Source organism: Glycocaulis abyssi, assembly GCF_041429775.1.
Classification (GTDB): Bacteria; Pseudomonadota; Alphaproteobacteria; order Caulobacterales; family Maricaulaceae; genus Glycocaulis; species Glycocaulis abyssi.
The window spans coordinates 557826-573540 of the sequence record NZ_CP163421.1 but is presented as its reverse complement, the minus strand read 5'-3'; the positions used below and the strand labels follow the sequence as shown (position 1 = coordinate 573540).

The window sequence follows — 15715 nt, the reverse complement described above, 5'->3', positions numbered from 1 at the left end:
CAGGGTTTGGGGCGTGAAACCGGCCCGTGTGACCATCTGCGCCAGAACCCGATGGCCACTTTGTCAGCGTGCGCGGATATATTGGCTTGATCGCCCTTTGCCATAGCGGCTAAACCGGCCAGTGGAGAGGTGGCCGAGTGGTCGAAGGCGCTCCCCTGCTAAGGGAGTATACGCCAAAAGCGTATCGAGGGTTCGAATCCCTTCCTCTCCGCCAGATTTTCGAACGCGTCATACCCTCAAGCAATTGATTATAATCGTAATTTACAGAAGTTAACTTTTCTGCTCGATCTCTGACGCCTCGATGTGCTATACATTTTGCTGCACAATTTGCGGGGCAGAGCGATGAATATCACCCGGCGTGGGAGCACGTTTTATCTCGTCCGGCGGGTACCGAGACGCTATCAGCGGGTCGAAAAGCGCGCCACGATCTGGATAAGCCTGCACACCGATTCTGAAAGCGAGGCGCAGCGCAAGGCTCCGGCCGCTTGGAGCCTGATGGAAGCTGCTTGGGAAGCGCGGCTTGCTGGAGACAGCGATGATGCCGAGCGCCGCTATGAAGCGGCCCGCGATCTCGCGGCCATGCGCGGCTTTCATTATCTGCCAGCGCAGAAGGTGGCAGCCTTGCCCCGTGAGGAACGCCTGCAACGCATGGAAGCTGTCCTGCGCGATGGCGAACCGGACCGGGTTGAAGCATCGGCCCTTCTTGGCGGCGTTGAACAGCCTGCCATCACGGTCAGCCGCGCGCTGGAACTGTTCTGGACGCTCGCGAGGGACCGCACTCTTGGAAAGAGTGAGGATCAGCTGCGCCGCTGGAAGAACCCGCGCATAAAGGCGGTCCGCAATTTTCTTCAGGTGGTGGGCGACAAGGCGATCAGCGAGATCACGCCCGATGATGTGCTCGAATTCCGCCAATGGTGGATCGACCGGATTGAAGCCGAAGGGCTGACCGCCAACAGCGCCAACAAGGATTTCACGCATCTGGCCGATATGCTGAAAACCGTGAACCGGATGAAGCGGCTGGGTCTGGTTCTGCCCTTTACCGATGTCGCCCTGAAAGAGGGCGAGAAACGCACGCGCCCGCCCTTCTCGGTGGGCTGGATCAGGACGCGGCTGATGGCTCCCGGTGCGCTGGATGGGCTGAACACCCAAGCGCGCTGCCTGGTGCTGGGCATGATCAATACCGGCTACCGGCCAAGCGAGGCGGCGGGGCTTTTAGCCGAGCATATCCGGCTCGATACCGATATTCCCCATATCTCGATCGAGCCGGCCGGGCGTCAGCTGAAAAACGCCACCAGCAAACGCGTCATTCCGCTGGCCGGGATTTCGCTGGAGGCGTTCCGGGCCTGTCCTGACGGATTTCCGGCTTATCGCGGCAAGGACAAGATCAGCGCGACCGTGAACAAATATCTGCGCGAGAATGGCCTTCTGGAAACGCCCGCACACAGTCTTTACGGCCTGCGTCACAGCTTCGAGGACCGCATGATCTCTGCGCACGTGGATGAGCGCGTGCGCCGTGATCTTTTCGGGCATGCCTATAACCGCGAACGCTATGGCAAGGGGGCTGATCTGAAGCATCTTCACAAGGTCGTTTCCAGTGTCGCCTTGTAGGCGCGCTCAAGCGCTTCCAGCTCCTCCAGATCCCGCTCAAAGGCGCGGAATATCGGCAGATAGACCGGATCCTCGCGCACCAGCTTTGCTGCCGCGATATGAGCGCGCCGCACACGGGCAAGTTCGCTCAAACCCTGCGCCGGTAAAGCCCCTCGCCCCTTCCCGGTCTGGCCGGAGTGTTGCGGCGCCGAACGGGCAGGCTTGGCCCCTGGCGGGGCGCAAGTGCGGTTCATATCCCGCCCTCCGGCCCAACCATTTGTCCCGCGAGGCGCGCGCTGAGTTCGGGAGAGTTTTGAGGCCCGATACCGATGCGTTCGGCGGGCATGCGCACGGTGGCCTGGGCCGCATCCTGATTGCGCTGTGAGGGGAAGTTGAACTGCGGGCCATCTGCCATGGCCGCGCCGTGAGAAAGCGCCATAACACAAGCGCTTACACCACCTACAAAACGTATGAATAACGGGCTCATGGGCTCTTTTCCGCCTGTCATAGCGCAGCACAGCCCCTATGGGGCTGCGCATACAAAAAACTGGCGGCCGAGTTTTTGCCCATACGGCCGGGAGGGAGAATGCAGGGAATGTGAGGTGAAGTCAACGGGTTAGCGGGTCAATATGGTTTCTCCCCCGTTAACTTGGCGGCTTCTTCGCGCTTGCCGAAAGGCCCGGTCGGCTTACGGAAGGGAGCATCAGACCAGAGGCGCGGCGAGCGTCAGCGAGAGGGAGGGACGACACCGATGGCCAGAGCATTCTAGATATAGCCCCTGGCGAAGGCGGCAAAGCGGTCGGCCGACTGGCGGGATAGGGATCGATCGGCCATGATGCGTTCGACTGGCATGCGCACACGGGTTCTGTCTTCGCGGGCGATGGCATATTCGCGGGTTGAGCCGAGCGCGGTGCTCACCCGCGCCATGTTCACTGACATCCAGTTTTGCTGGTCGATCGGGTTGGCGTTCTGGGTGATGGAATAGAAGGCTGTGCCCATCGTGGTGATGACGCCGAGCACGGCCATGAGGCGCGTGATCTGGAGGGACATGCGCGCTGTGTGGATGAAGACCTGACCGCCGCATAGCCACGAGGAGTGGGCGGCATTGCTGCCAAGGGAGGTATCGTGACGGGCTATTATTCGCCCTCCCCCTCGATCCATATTTCGGGATTGAGGGCACCGATTGCGGTACATATTTCGAGCGGCGAGAGGATGTTATCGCCGGCCATTCGCACGGCTATATCGACCACATCTTTCTTGTGAGAATCGGGCCAGTTTTCGACCTGGGCGGCGATAAGCGCGAAGCTCAGCCAGCGCAGCGTTTTGAGTATTTCGCGGCGTTCGGATGCACCGTTGAGATGCTCGCGAATAGCGGCACGCACCAGCTCGGTGCGATTGCCAGCCTGGCCAGATTGAACGGTATAATCGATTTGCTGAAGCAGCTCTGTTTCGAGCCGGATACGCAGGTACGGACCCCGATCAGGGTCGGTGATATTTTGCATTAGATGGTCCTCGCTTGATTGGGCAAGGACGATAGGTAGCGAGAGACAATTAGATAAGGATAAATGCCGCCGCCACACAATAGCGTTCATAGTGCCGTGATGCATGAAAGATCGGAAAGGTCATGATGTAACCGGGCGTGGTCACGATGTGACCCTCGGAGGGTTGCATCGCGACCACCCTAACCCCTTGAAATTCCGTATGTTCTGATGATGGCCCAATTCGGACATTAAGGCGTTGCCGCCTTGGTCCAGATGGCTCCCAGCCTCTAAGTAATTGGTTTAATGATGGTAATTCGTCTTGCACAGCATGACGGCACGGTGTGCATACTGTGTGATAAAAAACCAATGCGCTGATGCGCGGGCGGCGGAGCCGCCCGTATCGGCTAACGGACGTAAAGAGGGAGGGGGCCACATCGTCAGAACCGTTGTCGCCAACTCAGCCAGTCGCGAAGACTGGATCGGTGCCCATAGCGGCCAACCTCTCCGGCAAGACGGGAGAGGACCACACCCCTCATAGGGATGTGAATGCGCAAGCGTTCTTTCGGCGCGGATCGCGGCGGGCCGAAAATGGGCACTCATGCCACGTGGGCGCGGTCACCCGACGTCGTGAAAGACCGTAAGGGGAGCGGAAGGAAAACCGTCGCGCACCATGCCCAAAAACGAAGCCCAAATGGCCCACGAGCTGGGCGAAAAATATCTCGGCCAAAACGGACTTGACGGAGAGAACGGATGCTCAATAACCAGCGCCGGGCGGTCAGCGCGCCTCACAGCGCCATACGGCCGTGCGTGTCGATGCCGGTGGGCTTACGCCGCCACTTCCCGGGAAGGCGTTGGCAAGGCACAGCGGGTTCACAAAAGGCTGGGGATGGGATAGACTGAGGGAGTGGGGATTGAGCTTTCGCCCGACCCCCGTTTCTCTAGAACGCGATGAGAGAGACCCGGAGTCTAACTTGCCAGCTAGTCCGGGTCTTTTTCATGTAAGCGCTCCTGAAATAGGTAGTTACGGCGAACAGAAGGCCTCCCATTTTCGTCGCATACCAGCAAACCAAACAGTGGCAGTAGCGGCCTAAGAATGGGACTAAGCCAGCCCCCTTGATATCATCTGATCTCGACTGTTTCTTCCACGCGCGACTGCTCGTCGCTCGTGACGACGGCAACAAAGCGCCCCATCGAAGCGACCGTTTGGACGACGCCCGTCCCCGGATGCCGCCAGTTTGAGTACCTGTCCGCCGACGCAACGAAGAAGTCCGCGCCAATCGTCTCGAGCAGGTTTGGATTATGATTGTGATCCGAGCCATGATGCGGAAGCGTCAGTGTAGAGACTTCATTTAGCAGCAAGCCATAATGATTTTGCAGTGCTAGCGAACGGCTCTGCGGCAACAGCGCGGCGTCCCCTGTGACCCAGCCCCGTGATCCGGGCCGTGAGTTAGTAGAGTCTGTTCGCCTTTCTTTCTGGGTTGATGTGGTTGGTCAAGGCCCGGTGAGCGGCGCTTGCGCGTAGCTCAAGCGAACCGGGCCGGGGGTGACGTGTTCGCTCGGCGTAGACACAAGGTGCGAGCCCGCCGAGTGCGGTGTGCGGTCTCTCGGTGTTGTAGTCGATCCTCCATGCCTCGATCAGGTCGCGCGCTTCGCCGAGCGAGGAGAACAGGTGTTCGTTCAGGCACTCGTCCCTGAACCGGCCATTGAAGCTTTCCACGAACGCGTTCTGGGTGGGCTTTCCGGGTGCGATGTAATGCCACTCCACACCGCTGTCCTTCTGCCATCGCAGGATCGCGTGACTGGTCAGTTCGGTGCCATTGTCGCTGACGATCATGCGCGGCTTTCCTCGCCGCTCGATCAGACGATCAAGCTCACGGGCCACGCGCACGCCTGACAGCGAGGTATCGACCACGACGGCTAAGGCCTCTCGCGTGAAGTCGTCGACCACGCATAGCGTCCGGAAGCGCCGCCCGTCGATTAGAGCGTCGGAGACGAAGTCGAGGCTCCAGCGATGGTTCGCCGCCGCAGGCAACAGTATCGGGCGACGGGTTCCAACCGACCGCTTGCGGCCACGCCGCCGACGGACCGCCAGCCCTTCTTCCCGGTAGAGCCGGTAGACCTTCTTGTGGTTCGCATAAAGACCCTCCCGTTCCAGCAGGATGCCAAGCCGACGATAGCCGAACCGGCGGCGCTCGCCTGCCAGATCGCGCAAGCGAGCTCGCAAGGCGTCATCACCACCAGAACGCTTCTGATACTGGAACGTGGAGCGATCAAGTTCTGCAAGGGCACACGCCCGACGCTCGCTCAGCCCGTGCCTGGTCACCATGTGGTGCACGGCCTGGCGCTTGACGTCGGGCGTCAGAAGTTTTTTGAGGCGAGGTCCTTCAGGGCCGCATTGTCCAGCATCGCATCGGCCAGAAGCCGCTTCAGCCGGTTGTTCTCCAGCTCCAGCGACTTTAGGCGCTGGGCATCGGATACTGTCATGCCGCCGAACTTCGCCTTGTATTTGTAAAACGTCGCGTCGGAGATGCCGTACTTGCGGCAGACCTCCTTCGTGCTCACACCAGCATCGTGCTCCCTGAGCATGCCGATGATCTGCTCCTCCGAATAACGGCTCTTGCGCATGGTCCATCCTCTTTTCGATGGACTCTACCATTCAATGGCCGGAATTCACGGGGCTGGGTCACGAGGGCCGGAATCGCGGAGGGGCGTTCAGCTTCAGCGAAACGGACAGGATTGCGGCGCGACAGTTCCCCCAGCTAGTTATCGGCGAAGACGGCACTCCGAGAATGCTTTACCGTGGACGCACTCATACGTTCAGAAACATTTCTCACCCAACACATGGGGAAGGATGCTGAGATGATACGGATATGCGCGATGTTATTGCTGCCTGTCTCGATAATCTTCTCCGGGGCATGGGCCCAGGACGCAGATCAGCGCAGCAGGCACGATGATCTATATGCATGGCTTGGCGATATGGATGTCGCTGCTCAAATAGCCCCGGGTGCGCGTATTGTGCTGCCGGAAGAGGTGGAGCGCATTCACATATGCAACAGATTGCTGGAAGATCATGTGGGGCCAAACACTTCCAGAATTTACATGATACTGGTCAGTGGATCGCATGGCGCAAATACTGTCGACATGATTCCCTCCCGATTTCTTGCAGGAATACATGATGTGGAGGCGGATACGGTCAGGATGCCCAAGTATATCTGCGGGCAGCACCGCGGGCGTCCGGCGCTGGGCTATAATGATGGTTCGATACCGATACGCTGGGTTCAGCAGGAGTAGTTCCACACCTTCACCAGCTGGCCGCCGGACGGGCTTTATGTCACTTACAGCTATGACACGGCCGGTGCCCTCACCCACATACGTGAGAACGGGGCCTCATCGGGCATCGGGGTGCTGGCGGCCTACGCCTACGATAATCTTGGCCGGGTGACGTCGCTCACGCGCGGCAACGGGGTGGTGACCGGGTTCGACTATGACGCAGCCGGGCGCCTCTCCGAGCTCACCCAGGATCTGGCCGGTACCGCCAACGACCAGACGCTTGCCTTCACCTATAATGCGGCCGGCCAGATCGCCAGCCGCACCATGGCCAATGACATCTATGCCTTTACCGGGCACACCAACCAGGATGTGACGGTGACGGTCGATGGACTGAACCGTCTCCGCGTCATTTTCCTATAGGCGCAGAGCTGCATCCTCCCGTAGAGTAATCGGGCAGATTGCGGATGAGGGCTGCGTGATGGCGGGATGCGCGAAGAAGGGCGGAAGCAGACAGGGTGCGGAACGTTGCCGAACGCCGTCCGACGCTGGCTATACCCTCGCCGAAGTGCTGATCGTTCTCGTGATCATTGCGCTGATTGTGGGCCTGGCCACGCCTGCCTTGATGGGGCGCTTAGGCGCAGCGCAATCTCGCACGGCAGAGATACAGCTGGAGAACCTTGCCACCTCGCTTGACCTGTTCCGGCTTGATATCGGGCGCTATCCAACCACCGAAGAAGGGCTAGCGGCGCTGGTTGCGCCTGCACCTGCGCTGGAGGCGCGGTGGGCGGGGCCTTATGTGCGCAGAGGTGAGCTTCCGGCTGACCCCTGGGGGCGGCCCTACATCTACCGCCCGGCATCAGGCGGAGGATTTGAGCTGGTCAGCTATGGCCGCGATGGAGAACCTGGAGGCACAGGCGAGGACCGCGATATCGTAATCGTGCTGGAACGGTGATGTCCACAATCGAGGCAGAACTCGTTATTGACCGGCGGGCGCGCCGGGCACTTGCGATTGCGGGGCTGGATGCCAACGGACTGCAACGCGTTAGGCAAGTGTGTGGAACCGGCGCTGAACGCCCCGTCATCGCGGCGGCCCGGCTTGGGCTTGTTGACACGCGACGGCTAGCCGAGCTGCTGGCAAACGAGTACGCGCTTGAACGCCCCGGCGGCGATGTGATGGCAGGTGAGGTTCCGGCAGACATGTCTCCGGCCTGGCTACGGCGCAGACGGATGGCGGTTCTTCAGGCCGCGGATGAACGCGGACCTGTTATGGGCGTGGTGGACCCTTCCGACGATGATGCCCTGCGGGCCTGCCGGTTTGCTGTTGGGGGACTCACGAAGTTCGTGGTGCTGTCACTTGATGAGTGGAAGCAGTGCCAGGATGAGCCGGGCCCGGCCAGCGTGCAGGATCAGCGACAGGACAGGGATAGCGAGACCCTTGCCGATCTTTCACGCGGGGCTCCTGCAGTAAGGCTGGTGGAAGACACACTTGCGTCAGCCCGGCGCGCAGGCGCCAGTGATATCCATTTCCGGCCGCGCGAGGACGGCTTTGAAGTCCTGATGCGGGTGGACGGGGAGTTGCACCTCCTGCGCACCGCGCCATTGCATCTTGCCGGGTCGGTGGCCGCCAGGCTGAAGGTTCTGGCGGGTCTCGACCTTGCCGAGCGGCGTGCGCCACAGGACGGTCGCCTGAGCTTTACCGTCGATGGATCGGTTGTCGATGCGCGCCTGTCGACAATCCCCAATGTCTGGGGTGAAGGCGCGGTTGTACGCCTGCTCGGTCGCAGCGAGGCTTTGCTGAACTTTGACGGGCTGGGCTTTTCAGCCCGGCAGACCGACACAATCGCCCGCTGGCTGGCCGCCCGTTCGGGCCTGATCATGGTGGCCGGACCGACCGGAGCCGGCAAGACCACCACGCTCTATGCCGCGATCAATGCGCTGCGCGGCGCGGGGCGCAACATCCTCACCGTGGAGGACCCGGTCGAGTATCTGTTCGAGGACGTCTCCCAGACACAGGTTGACCGGGCGGCAGGCGTTGATTTTTCCAGTGCGCTTCGCGCCTTCCTGCGCCATGACCCGGACGTGATCATGGTCGGCGAGATACGCGACGCGGAAACCGCGGCGCTGGCGGTGCGCGCCGCCCTTACCGGGCATCTGGTCCTGACCAGCATCCACGCCGAAAGCGCGCCCGCTGCCGTTGTGCGCCTCGTTGATCTCGGTGTGGAGCCGTTTCTGGCGGCCAGCACGCTGCGCGGTGTCGTTGCCCAGCGCCTGACCCGGCGTCTGTGCTCTGCCTGTGGCGGGACGGGCTGCAGCATGTGTGGAGGAACAGGCCGGCGGGGCCGTATCGCGCTGATCGAGATGATGAGCGTTGATGAGAGCGTCCGTCAGGCGATCATGGACGGGGCGGATGCCGGGGCTCTGGCAAAGGCTGCCCAGGCCCAGCCCGATAGCCGCATGGCCGGCGATGCTGCGGCTAAAGCCGATGCAGGGCTTGTCGACCGGGCTGAAGCGCTCGCGAGTGTGAGCTGAGCCATGCGTCTTGCCTATGAAGCCATCGACAGCACAGGGCGCCGGCGCAAGGGCGAGCTTGATGCCGAGGATCCCGACGCGGCGCGGGAAATGCTGGCAGAGCGGGGTCTGGGTGTCCTTTCCATAAAGCCCTTGCACGAGACGCGTGGCACTGGCCCTGGCGGCGAGGAGCTGTCCCATCTGGCCGCAGACCTTGCACGCCTCTCGCGTGCCGGCATTCCCTTGGCCTTCGGTATGCGGACGCTGGCGCAGGGACGGACGCGTCAGTCACGGGCCGCACTGGAAGCAGCGGCGGCACGGCTCGAAGCGGGAAGCGCGATCGGCACAGCCATCCGGGAAAGCTTCGGGGAGCGCGCCCAGGTGCTTGCGGCCATGGCCGAGGCCGGGGAGGCTACCGGCCAGCTCGCAATCTGTCTCGACCTTGCCGCCCGCTACCATGCCTCGCGCGCGGAGTTCCGCCGCAAGCTGGTTTCGGCTGCGGTCTATCCGGCCATCGTGCTAGCGCTTACTGCAGCCAGCCTTGGTGTGTTCTTCCTGCTGGTTTTGCCACGCATCGAGATGGCGCTTGCCGATGCGCCTTCCCTGCCAGCACTCACGGCCGGGCTGCTGGCGTTCGGGCGGGTGATGAATGAGTGGGGCGGACTGATCGTAGCGCTTCTGCTGGCGATCCCGCTCGTTCTGATCGTACTGCCGCGTCTGAGGTCGGCCGCACTGGACCGACTTGACCGGGCGCTTCTCGGGCCTGCCGGGCTTGGCATCGTGCGCGACAGCATGGCCAGCGCCTTCTGCAGCACGTTTGCGGTCATGCTGTCATCGGGGATAGCCGTGCCGTCGGCGCTGGCCAGTGCGGCGCGCGCTGTCCCGTCACCGGCTTTTCGCGCCTCAATCGATGAAGTCATACCGGCCGTGCGCGATGGGGAGAGTCTGGCAGATGCCTTCGCGGCAATCGCCTTCATGCCCGCTGCCGTAGTGCGCCTTGCCCGTCTGGCCGAGGAAAGCGGCCGCCTTGCTGACTGCATGAGCGAGGCAGGCACCCTGCTGGACCGGCGCGCCAGGGAGCGCGCAGAACTGGTCGGCTCTCTCGCTCCGACGGGCTTTCTATTGTTTGCCGGCCTTGTCATAGGAACGGTGGTCGCCGCCATCTTCCTGGGACTTGGTGCCATTGCGGACTTCGGGCTGTGATGCGCGAACAGAGCAAACATGATGGTGGCGAGGCAGGCTTCATCCTGTATGAGACCCTGATCGCGCTCACCATCATCGCCATTGCGGTCAGCCTGTTTCTGGCCGGTGCAGCGGCGGTCCTTGGGCACGTGGAACGCGCCAGCCAGCGCGCAGCAGCTGCCCTTGTGGCAAACGATATCGTCGCCGAGCTGCGTCTTGCCAGCAGAAACTGCCCGCAAGACGCTACGGGCGTCCGGGACGGTCTGGCATGGCGGGTGGAAACCGAATGCCTGTCCCAGGCAGAGGCTCCGCTTCATCTGGGGCTGGCGCGCATTGCCGTCACGGTACGCTGGCGCGAGGGCGCGCGTCCCGGCGAACTCCGTCTGGAAACATGGCACTGGGTAAATGATGCGCAATAGAGATGGTGAAGAGGGATATATCCTGCTGGAAACCCTGGTGGCCGTGTCCATCCTTACGGCCGCGGTTCTCGCGGCCGGGCTCAGTATCGCCAATGCCGTTTCGGTGGCGGACCGGGCATCGCGGTCGGCCGCCAGTGTCGATGAACTCAGACAGTCGGTCCATCTGTCCCGAAACGCTGTACGCGCGTGTGCGACGTCCGGCGGGCCGTCCTGCACGATAGGTGCGTCTGGCTGGATTTCTGTTCATGGCAATTCAGGCGAAGTGCGTGCGGCCCACCCGCCGTTGGCCAGCCGTGACTGCCATTTCGACTTCGTAAGCCGTCAATGCCGCCCGCTATGAGCCTTGCAACCCGCAGCAAAGCGTTTCGGGAGGCCCTGTCATCGCTGGCGGCCGGTGTGATCGATGATGCCGGCACATTGGCGGGCCTGAAACCCTTTAAGGGCGAGTACGTCATCATTGACGCCTGGTTGCCGGTACCACGGCTCCGGGCTGCCAGGCGTCTTGTGGCCGCCGATCCCGCAGCCTGGTGCCCCTTACACGAGAGCGAGGCGGTGATAGGCGTTGCAGGTCCGGTAGAGCTGGCTGCCCTGCCGCCCTGGCGTTATCGCGTCGCGATAGCGCGGCGGGTTGATCTTCTCTCACCCGATGGGCGTGCTCTTCGTGAACGCCGTCTCGTTGATGAGGCAACGGGGCTGACCATGACCCTGCCTGCGCCACGGCGATCACTGGCACCCGGAGAGGCTCAGAGGCTTCTGGCTGTTTTAGTCCTCTTCTTGTCGCTCTCGTGGGCGCTGGCCGGCGCGGCCGTGTTTCTGGAGAACTCGGCTGCGGCTACCACAGCATCAGCCCGTGCACTGGCCGTTTCAGCCGGGTCATCACGCGAAGACGCCCGCTCGCACCATGCCGCCGCGCTCCACGACATCATCATACGCCAGGAGGAGGAGCCCGTATCGGCGATCACGATCTCCGGAAGCGAGGTGAGGCTCACTTTGCCGGATGGCAGTGTTCTGGTTCCGGCTGAGTTCGAGAATGGTGCGGCTCAGGGATCAGGAGCTGAGCGCGAACAGACCGGATTGCGAGGAGAGGAGCCATGAGCGCCGCGATGGCTGGCCTCCCGCTTTACCGCCTGGTGCTGATTGGCAGCCTCCTTGTGGCATGCCTTCTTGTAGCTGTACCGGCCTGGCGCCTTGCTGGCAGTACCGAAGCGTTCATCGCGGCGCGCGTGCTCCATGCCTCGGTGGAAGAGCGGGTACAGGGGCGATGCCTTGGAGGTGTTTTCGATGATGTATCCCTGAGCGCGCTCCTTGGAGAACGCTGGGAAGGCGAAACCTCGGTCGTTCACGCGTCGGCTGCCAGCGAGGATGGTCCCTGTAGGGTCCACGACCTGCATCTTGCGGTTCGCACGCACGCAGAAGGGATGGAGCGCATGCTGGCCGATCTCGCCCGGCCCGGCCCGCTCTGGCTCCACGATCTGCAATGCGAGAGCCGGGAAGCCGGGTATTTCGACTGCGCGGTTGAGCTTGAAGCTCATCTGGAGGCGGCACCATGATGGTTCGTCTCCTTTTTGCTTCGGCACTGTTTGCGGTTGTAGCGGGCCTGGCGCTACGCGTGATGCCGCCTGCCCAACCCGGCAACGGAACACGCTCCGCTATCAGCCTGCCAGATGTCAGCGAACCACCCGGCCGCATCCGCCCTGTTCCCGCGACGGGAGAAGCCGGCATGAATGCACTGGTGGACACACAGGCCGACGCGCACTCTTCCGCTTCCGTTTCAGATGTGCCCCGTCTGGTGGGCGTTACGGCGGGACGCGGGGCGCTAAGTCACTTCGAGTATGAGGGCGAGCTTGTCACCGCTGGTTTGGAAGAGCGTATCGGTCCATGGAACGTGCGCGCCATAGATGCTGAAGGCGTGACGGTTGAGGGGCCACAGGGCATGATCCGTTTGCGGGTCTATCCGGCAGAAACCGGTATGGAGGGGGAAGACTGATGCATGGACGCGATTATCTGGTGCTAGTCAGCGCCGTCGCAGCCTTTGCCCTGCTGGCAGGGTGCGCGGCCCGCGAACCCTTTTCCGTACAGCTGGCGCGCTCCCCATTGGAAGCAGCACCCCAGGAAGGCGCCGAAGAGAGCCGGGCAGAAATGCCCGATGCAGCCCCGCGGGATGAACCTCTTCTGCGCTCTCTTGGACGCCCGGTGGCGCAAGGCACTGGCGTCCGCACGGCACATGCCTCCGGCCAGCTGATCGAGTTCGCCTTCGCCGATGCGCCAGCCGGTCAGGTGCTGGAAAGCATCGTGGCTGGGCAGATGGGGCTTGCCTTCATCGCCGAGACAGATCTTGCCATGCGCCTGACAGCGCGCACCCCCGGTCCCGTGCCGGTCTCTACCGCTCTCTCCATCCTGAACCGCGCCGTCAGCACTCATGGTGCCGAGCTGGTTCTGGACGGTGATGTCATCGTGCTGCGTGAAGCTGGCGGATATGCGCCCGCCCGCACCAGCACGCCCAGCGTCGAAGTGATCGCCCTCCAGCATGTCCCCGCCAGCCGCATGGTCACGGCTCTTCAGCCCTTCATCGATAGCAGTGTCCAGCTGTCGGCTGATGACCGCGCCGGGCGCATAACCCTTGCCGGAGCGCCAGAGCGCATTGCCGCCATCCGGGAGGCTGCAAGAGCCCTCGATACGGATTGGATGCGGGCGTTATCCTTTTCGATGATCCGGCTGCGTCATACCGATCCGGACAGTCTCGTTGAGGAGCTGACCGCGATCGCCGCGGTGCAGGGCAGCGGTGAGTCTCTTGAACTCGTACCCCTCAACCGGCTTCAGGCCGTTCTGGCGGTCACGCGCAGCCAGGCCCAGCTGTTGCAGATTGAGGAGTGGATAGCCCGGCTCGATCAGCCACCGCAGCGCCAGCGGGGTTTTCACACCATCCCCGTTCGCAATGCCAGCGCGGTGGCCCTCGCCGAGGACATTGCCGCCACCCTTCACGAGCGCGGGGAAGGCGAGGCACCGGTACGGGTGCGGGCAAACGAGCAGAGCAATACGCTCATCGTCTGGGGCAATGAGGATGACCGGCGAGCCGTGAGCGAACTGGTGCGTCAGCTCGATATCCTGCCTGAGCAGATCCTGATTGAGGTAACGATTGCTGAAGTCGTTCTGAATGACGAGCTGCGCTTTGGCGTCCAGTGGTTCTTCGACACGCGCGATGGAGGCAGCTTCACCTTTTCCGAGCTGGAAACCGGGCAGGTCTCGTCGCGCTTTCCCGGTTTCGCCTACCGGTTTGATTCCCGCTATGTGCAGGCCGCCCTCAATGCGCTGGATTCCGTCAGCAGCGTTGTCGTCCTTTCCTCGCCCCAGATCGTGACGCTGAATAATCGCCCAGCCACTTTGCAGGTCGGTGATCAGGTGCCGGTCATCACCCAGTCAGCGGTAAACGTCACCAATCCCGATGCACCTATCGTCAATAGCGTCCAGTTCCGTGATACAGGGGTCGTGCTTCAGGTCACGCCTCGCATCAGCGGTAACTCGATCATCCTGGAGATCGATCAGGAGGTGAGCGATGTCGCCGAAACGCGAAGCTCAGGGATAGACTCGCCCACCATCCAGCAGCGCCGCTTCCAGACCGTAGTGGCCGCGCGGGCTGGCGAGACGATTGCGCTGGGTGGTCTTATCCGCGAGAACCGGAGCGAGACGCGCAGCGGCGTACCCGGCGCGCGCCGGGTGCCGCTCATTGGCCGCCTGTTCGAAACCGGGGCCGATATCTCGCGGCGCACCGAGCTCATCGCGTTCCTTACCCCGAGACTGGTTTCGGACGCCCGTGATGCGCGCGAGGAGGCGCTGCGCCTCTCACAACGCCTGAGGGAACTCAATGCCCGCAACGTACTTCTTATCGAGGAGTGAGGCCGAGGCCGGCTTCGCGCTCATCAGCGCGCTCTGGTTGTCTCTTGCCCTCGCGCTCGTCGGGTCGATGAGTCTGGCGCTGGCCTGGCGCGCGGTGGTCAGGGCCGAGCTTCTGGTGAGCGAGGTTGAAGAGCGCATGACGCTGGAAGGTGCCACGATCCGGGCCGTGCACGAACTCGGACGCCTTCCAACCCAGCCGGTTCCGTTTTCGGCCACCTACACTATCAATGGCCGCGACATCACAGTGGAAGCCCGGCCAACGACCGCATGGCCTGATCTCAACCATATCGACGCGATATCGCTGGCGGCATTCCTGGAAGTGCTGGGGGCATCTCCCTCACGTGCTGCCGCGCTCGCCGACACGATAGCGGACTGGCGTGAACCGGCAGGTTCATCCCGGCTCAACGCTGCCACATTGGCCGATTACGAAGCCGCAGGCCTGCCGCCGCGTGCCAATCGTCCGTTCGAAAGCATGGCCGAGCTCGCGCTTGTGGCCGGGCTCACAGCCAACGAGGCAGAATGTCTCGCAGGGCATTTTACCCTGCTGTCCGCAAACAGCTCTGCCGACCCCGCTATCGCCGCCCATCCTGCCGTGCGCGCCCGGGCATCCGTCCCGGACTATCCATCACACGCCGCGCGCTGGACCTTCACCGCGAGCGAGCAGCATGCCCCGCACGACGCGCGATCCACCATCCTGCTTACGTCGGCACCGGAAGCTCCGGCCCTGGTGTTCGAGTGGGCGGAGAGAGTATCTGCAGATAGTAGGCCGTGTTTTGGAGATTAGGTGATTGGCGATCGGCTACAGGCCATCGACCGTCACCGTCACATCCTGGTTGGTGTGACCGGTAAAGGCGTAGATGTAGTTGGCTATGGTGCAGCCCGCCTCGCTTGCAAGCGCGCCAGCGCCGAGGACGGGCGCGGGATAAAAGGCCCCGTCTGGCCGACGATGTTCGGTATAGAATGCAAGGCGGTATATTATGCCACAAAAACCTCTTAATTGTCGCTGATACCTTAAATTGAGCTATTGCAACATGCAAATATATAAATCGTCACATTAAATGAAAGATTGAAATCTATTTACAAAACAATATAATTGCTTTCAAATGTGATGGAAATAGACTCTGGGTTGTTGCCGTAAGGTACATGTATTTCTTCTAAATCGAATTTAAGAATTACGCACTTATCATTGACATCGATGCTGGTGAGCTTCTTGTTTCTATAGTTTAAGCTGTTAAATTCACTTGTTGTAAATGGCGGCTTAATAATATAGATATTATCTTTAATGCAAACAATGAACTTAGTAGATATTTCAACAATAATTTTCTTTGAATGAAGCATAATGCTATACTCCATGATAAATACATCATTAAACAT

19 protein-coding genes and 1 tRNA gene are annotated in these 15715 nt (G+C 61.7%); 14 read left to right on the top strand and 6 right to left on the bottom strand.

All coding sequences use genetic code 11. From position 1 onward, the window contains the following. The first annotated feature begins 123 nt into the window (after positions 1-123). Positions 124-214, top strand: a tRNA-Ser gene (locus AB6B38_RS02905). 128 nt (positions 215-342) lie between these two features. Beyond that, on the top strand, positions 343-1608 hold the full coding sequence (locus tag AB6B38_RS02900) for a DUF6538 domain-containing protein (protein WP_371393140.1): 1266 nt from the start codon (positions 343-345) through the stop codon (positions 1606-1608). Here AB6B38_RS02900 and AB6B38_RS02895 read toward each other — a convergent pair. The 6 genes from AB6B38_RS02895 to AB6B38_RS02870 form a co-directional block, all read right to left on the bottom strand. Beyond that, entirely contained in the window at positions 1578-1739 is a 162-nt protein-coding gene (locus AB6B38_RS02895) for a hypothetical protein (protein WP_371393141.1), read from the bottom strand. The genes AB6B38_RS02900 and AB6B38_RS02895 overlap by 31 nt on opposite strands. 98 nt (positions 1740-1837) lie before the next feature. Then, positions 1838-2026, bottom strand: a complete 189-nt coding sequence (locus tag AB6B38_RS02890; protein ID WP_371394230.1) for a hypothetical protein — start codon at positions 2024-2026, stop codon at positions 1838-1840. A 326-nt stretch (positions 2027-2352) separates the two neighbouring features. Beyond that, the gene (locus tag AB6B38_RS02885) at positions 2353-2637 is read right to left on the bottom strand and encodes a hypothetical protein (RefSeq protein WP_371394229.1); all 285 of its coding nucleotides are present in this window, start codon (positions 2635-2637) and stop codon (positions 2353-2355) included. 86 nt (positions 2638-2723) lie between these two features. Next, entirely contained in the window at positions 2724-3089 is a 366-nt protein-coding gene (locus AB6B38_RS02880; RefSeq protein WP_371394228.1) for a ribbon-helix-helix domain-containing protein, read from the bottom strand. A gap of 1098 nt (positions 3090-4187) precedes the next feature. Then, entirely contained in the window at positions 4188-4469 is a 282-nt protein-coding gene (locus AB6B38_RS02875; RefSeq protein WP_371394227.1) for a hypothetical protein, read from the bottom strand. 46 nt (positions 4470-4515) lie between these two features. Next, positions 4516-5693 (bottom strand): IS3 family transposase gene (locus AB6B38_RS02870; RefSeq protein WP_371392216.1). Its coding sequence is split into 2 segments (ribosomal slippage): positions 4516-5441 and positions 5441-5693, totalling 1179 coding nucleotides; the frame shifts between segments, so codons are not numbered across the junction. 252 nt (positions 5694-5945) lie between these two features. Here AB6B38_RS02870 and AB6B38_RS02865 point away from each other — a divergent pair. From AB6B38_RS02865 to AB6B38_RS02810, 12 genes are all read left to right on the top strand, one after another. Further along, positions 5946-6359: a hypothetical protein gene (locus AB6B38_RS02865; RefSeq protein WP_371394226.1), complete on the top strand. Its 414-nt coding sequence runs from the start codon at positions 5946-5948 to the stop codon at positions 6357-6359. A gap of 111 nt (positions 6360-6470) precedes the next feature. Next, entirely contained in the window at positions 6471-6758 is a 288-nt protein-coding gene (locus tag AB6B38_RS02860; RefSeq protein ID WP_371394224.1) for an RHS repeat domain-containing protein, read from the top strand. Positions 6759-6816: 58 nt separating this feature from the next. Beyond that, positions 6817-7290: a type II secretion system major pseudopilin GspG gene (gene gspG, locus AB6B38_RS02855; RefSeq protein WP_371394223.1), complete on the top strand. Its 474-nt coding sequence runs from the start codon at positions 6817-6819 to the stop codon at positions 7288-7290. Continuing rightward, positions 7290-8867: a GspE/PulE family protein gene (locus tag AB6B38_RS02850; RefSeq protein WP_371394221.1), complete on the top strand. Its 1578-nt coding sequence runs from the start codon at positions 7290-7292 to the stop codon at positions 8865-8867. Before gspG ends, AB6B38_RS02850 begins: the two co-directional genes overlap by 1 nt. A gap of 3 nt (positions 8868-8870) precedes the next feature. Continuing rightward, positions 8871-10049, top strand: coding sequence for a type II secretion system F family protein (locus tag AB6B38_RS02845; RefSeq protein WP_371394219.1), 1179 nt, complete (start codon positions 8871-8873; stop codon positions 10047-10049). Next, positions 10049-10447, top strand: coding sequence for a hypothetical protein (locus AB6B38_RS02840; protein WP_371394217.1), 399 nt, complete (start codon positions 10049-10051; stop codon positions 10445-10447). Before AB6B38_RS02845 ends, AB6B38_RS02840 begins: the two co-directional genes overlap by 1 nt. After that, a complete protein-coding gene (locus AB6B38_RS02835) occupies positions 10434-10787 on the top strand; it encodes a type II secretion system protein J (RefSeq protein ID WP_371394216.1) in 354 nt (117 codons plus the stop codon). Before AB6B38_RS02840 ends, AB6B38_RS02835 begins: the two co-directional genes overlap by 14 nt. Then, the gene (locus AB6B38_RS02830) at positions 10784-11542 is read left to right on the top strand and encodes a hypothetical protein (RefSeq protein WP_371394213.1); all 759 of its coding nucleotides are present in this window, start codon (positions 10784-10786) and stop codon (positions 11540-11542) included. The genes AB6B38_RS02835 and AB6B38_RS02830 overlap by 4 nt, the downstream gene beginning before the upstream one ends. Further along, a complete protein-coding gene (locus AB6B38_RS02825) occupies positions 11539-11997 on the top strand; it encodes a hypothetical protein (RefSeq protein WP_371394212.1) in 459 nt (152 codons plus the stop codon). Before AB6B38_RS02830 ends, AB6B38_RS02825 begins: the two co-directional genes overlap by 4 nt. Further along, positions 11994-12434: a hypothetical protein gene (locus AB6B38_RS02820; protein WP_371394211.1), complete on the top strand. Its 441-nt coding sequence runs from the start codon at positions 11994-11996 to the stop codon at positions 12432-12434. The genes AB6B38_RS02825 and AB6B38_RS02820 overlap by 4 nt, the downstream gene beginning before the upstream one ends. Further along, positions 12434-14341, top strand: coding sequence for a secretin N-terminal domain-containing protein (locus tag AB6B38_RS02815; protein ID WP_371394210.1), 1908 nt, complete (start codon positions 12434-12436; stop codon positions 14339-14341). Before AB6B38_RS02820 ends, AB6B38_RS02815 begins: the two co-directional genes overlap by 1 nt. Continuing rightward, positions 14310-15125 carry a hypothetical protein gene (locus AB6B38_RS02810; RefSeq protein WP_371394208.1) on the top strand — a complete coding sequence of 272 codons (816 nt, stop codon included), beginning with the start codon at positions 14310-14312 and terminating at the stop codon, positions 15123-15125. Before AB6B38_RS02815 ends, AB6B38_RS02810 begins: the two co-directional genes overlap by 32 nt. Positions 15126-15715 lie beyond the last annotated feature (590 nt).

Excerpts from the sequence above, each read along its gene's own strand:
- AB6B38_RS02900 (WP_371393140.1), top strand. The coding sequence starts at position 343 with ATGAATATCACCCGGCGTGGGAGCACGTTTTATCTCGTCCGGCGGGTA.
- AB6B38_RS02890 (WP_371394230.1), bottom strand. The coding sequence starts at position 2,026 with ATGGCGCTTTCTCACGGCGCGGCCATGGCAGATGGCCCGCAGTTCAAC.
- AB6B38_RS02885 (WP_371394229.1), bottom strand. The coding sequence starts at position 2,637 with ATGTCCCTCCAGATCACGCGCCTCATGGCCGTGCTCGGCGTCATCACC.
- AB6B38_RS02880 (WP_371394228.1), bottom strand. The coding sequence starts at position 3,089 with ATGCAAAATATCACCGACCCTGATCGGGGTCCGTACCTGCGTATCCGG.
- AB6B38_RS02865 (WP_371394226.1), top strand. The coding sequence starts at position 5,946 with ATGTTATTGCTGCCTGTCTCGATAATCTTCTCCGGGGCATGGGCCCAG.
- gspG (WP_371394223.1), top strand. The coding sequence starts at position 6,817 with ATGGCGGGATGCGCGAAGAAGGGCGGAAGCAGACAGGGTGCGGAACGT.
- AB6B38_RS02850 (WP_371394221.1), top strand. The coding sequence starts at position 7,290 with ATGTCCACAATCGAGGCAGAACTCGTTATTGACCGGCGGGCGCGCCGG.
- AB6B38_RS02845 (WP_371394219.1), top strand. The coding sequence starts at position 8,871 with ATGCGTCTTGCCTATGAAGCCATCGACAGCACAGGGCGCCGGCGCAAG.
- AB6B38_RS02840 (WP_371394217.1), top strand. The coding sequence starts at position 10,049 with ATGCGCGAACAGAGCAAACATGATGGTGGCGAGGCAGGCTTCATCCTG.
- AB6B38_RS02835 (WP_371394216.1), top strand. The coding sequence starts at position 10,434 with ATGATGCGCAATAGAGATGGTGAAGAGGGATATATCCTGCTGGAAACC.
- AB6B38_RS02830 (WP_371394213.1), top strand. The coding sequence starts at position 10,784 with ATGAGCCTTGCAACCCGCAGCAAAGCGTTTCGGGAGGCCCTGTCATCG.
- AB6B38_RS02825 (WP_371394212.1), top strand. The coding sequence starts at position 11,539 with ATGAGCGCCGCGATGGCTGGCCTCCCGCTTTACCGCCTGGTGCTGATT.
- AB6B38_RS02820 (WP_371394211.1), top strand. The coding sequence starts at position 11,994 with ATGATGGTTCGTCTCCTTTTTGCTTCGGCACTGTTTGCGGTTGTAGCG.
- AB6B38_RS02815 (WP_371394210.1), top strand. The coding sequence starts at position 12,434 with ATGCATGGACGCGATTATCTGGTGCTAGTCAGCGCCGTCGCAGCCTTT.
- AB6B38_RS02810 (WP_371394208.1), top strand. The coding sequence starts at position 14,310 with ATGCCCGCAACGTACTTCTTATCGAGGAGTGAGGCCGAGGCCGGCTTC.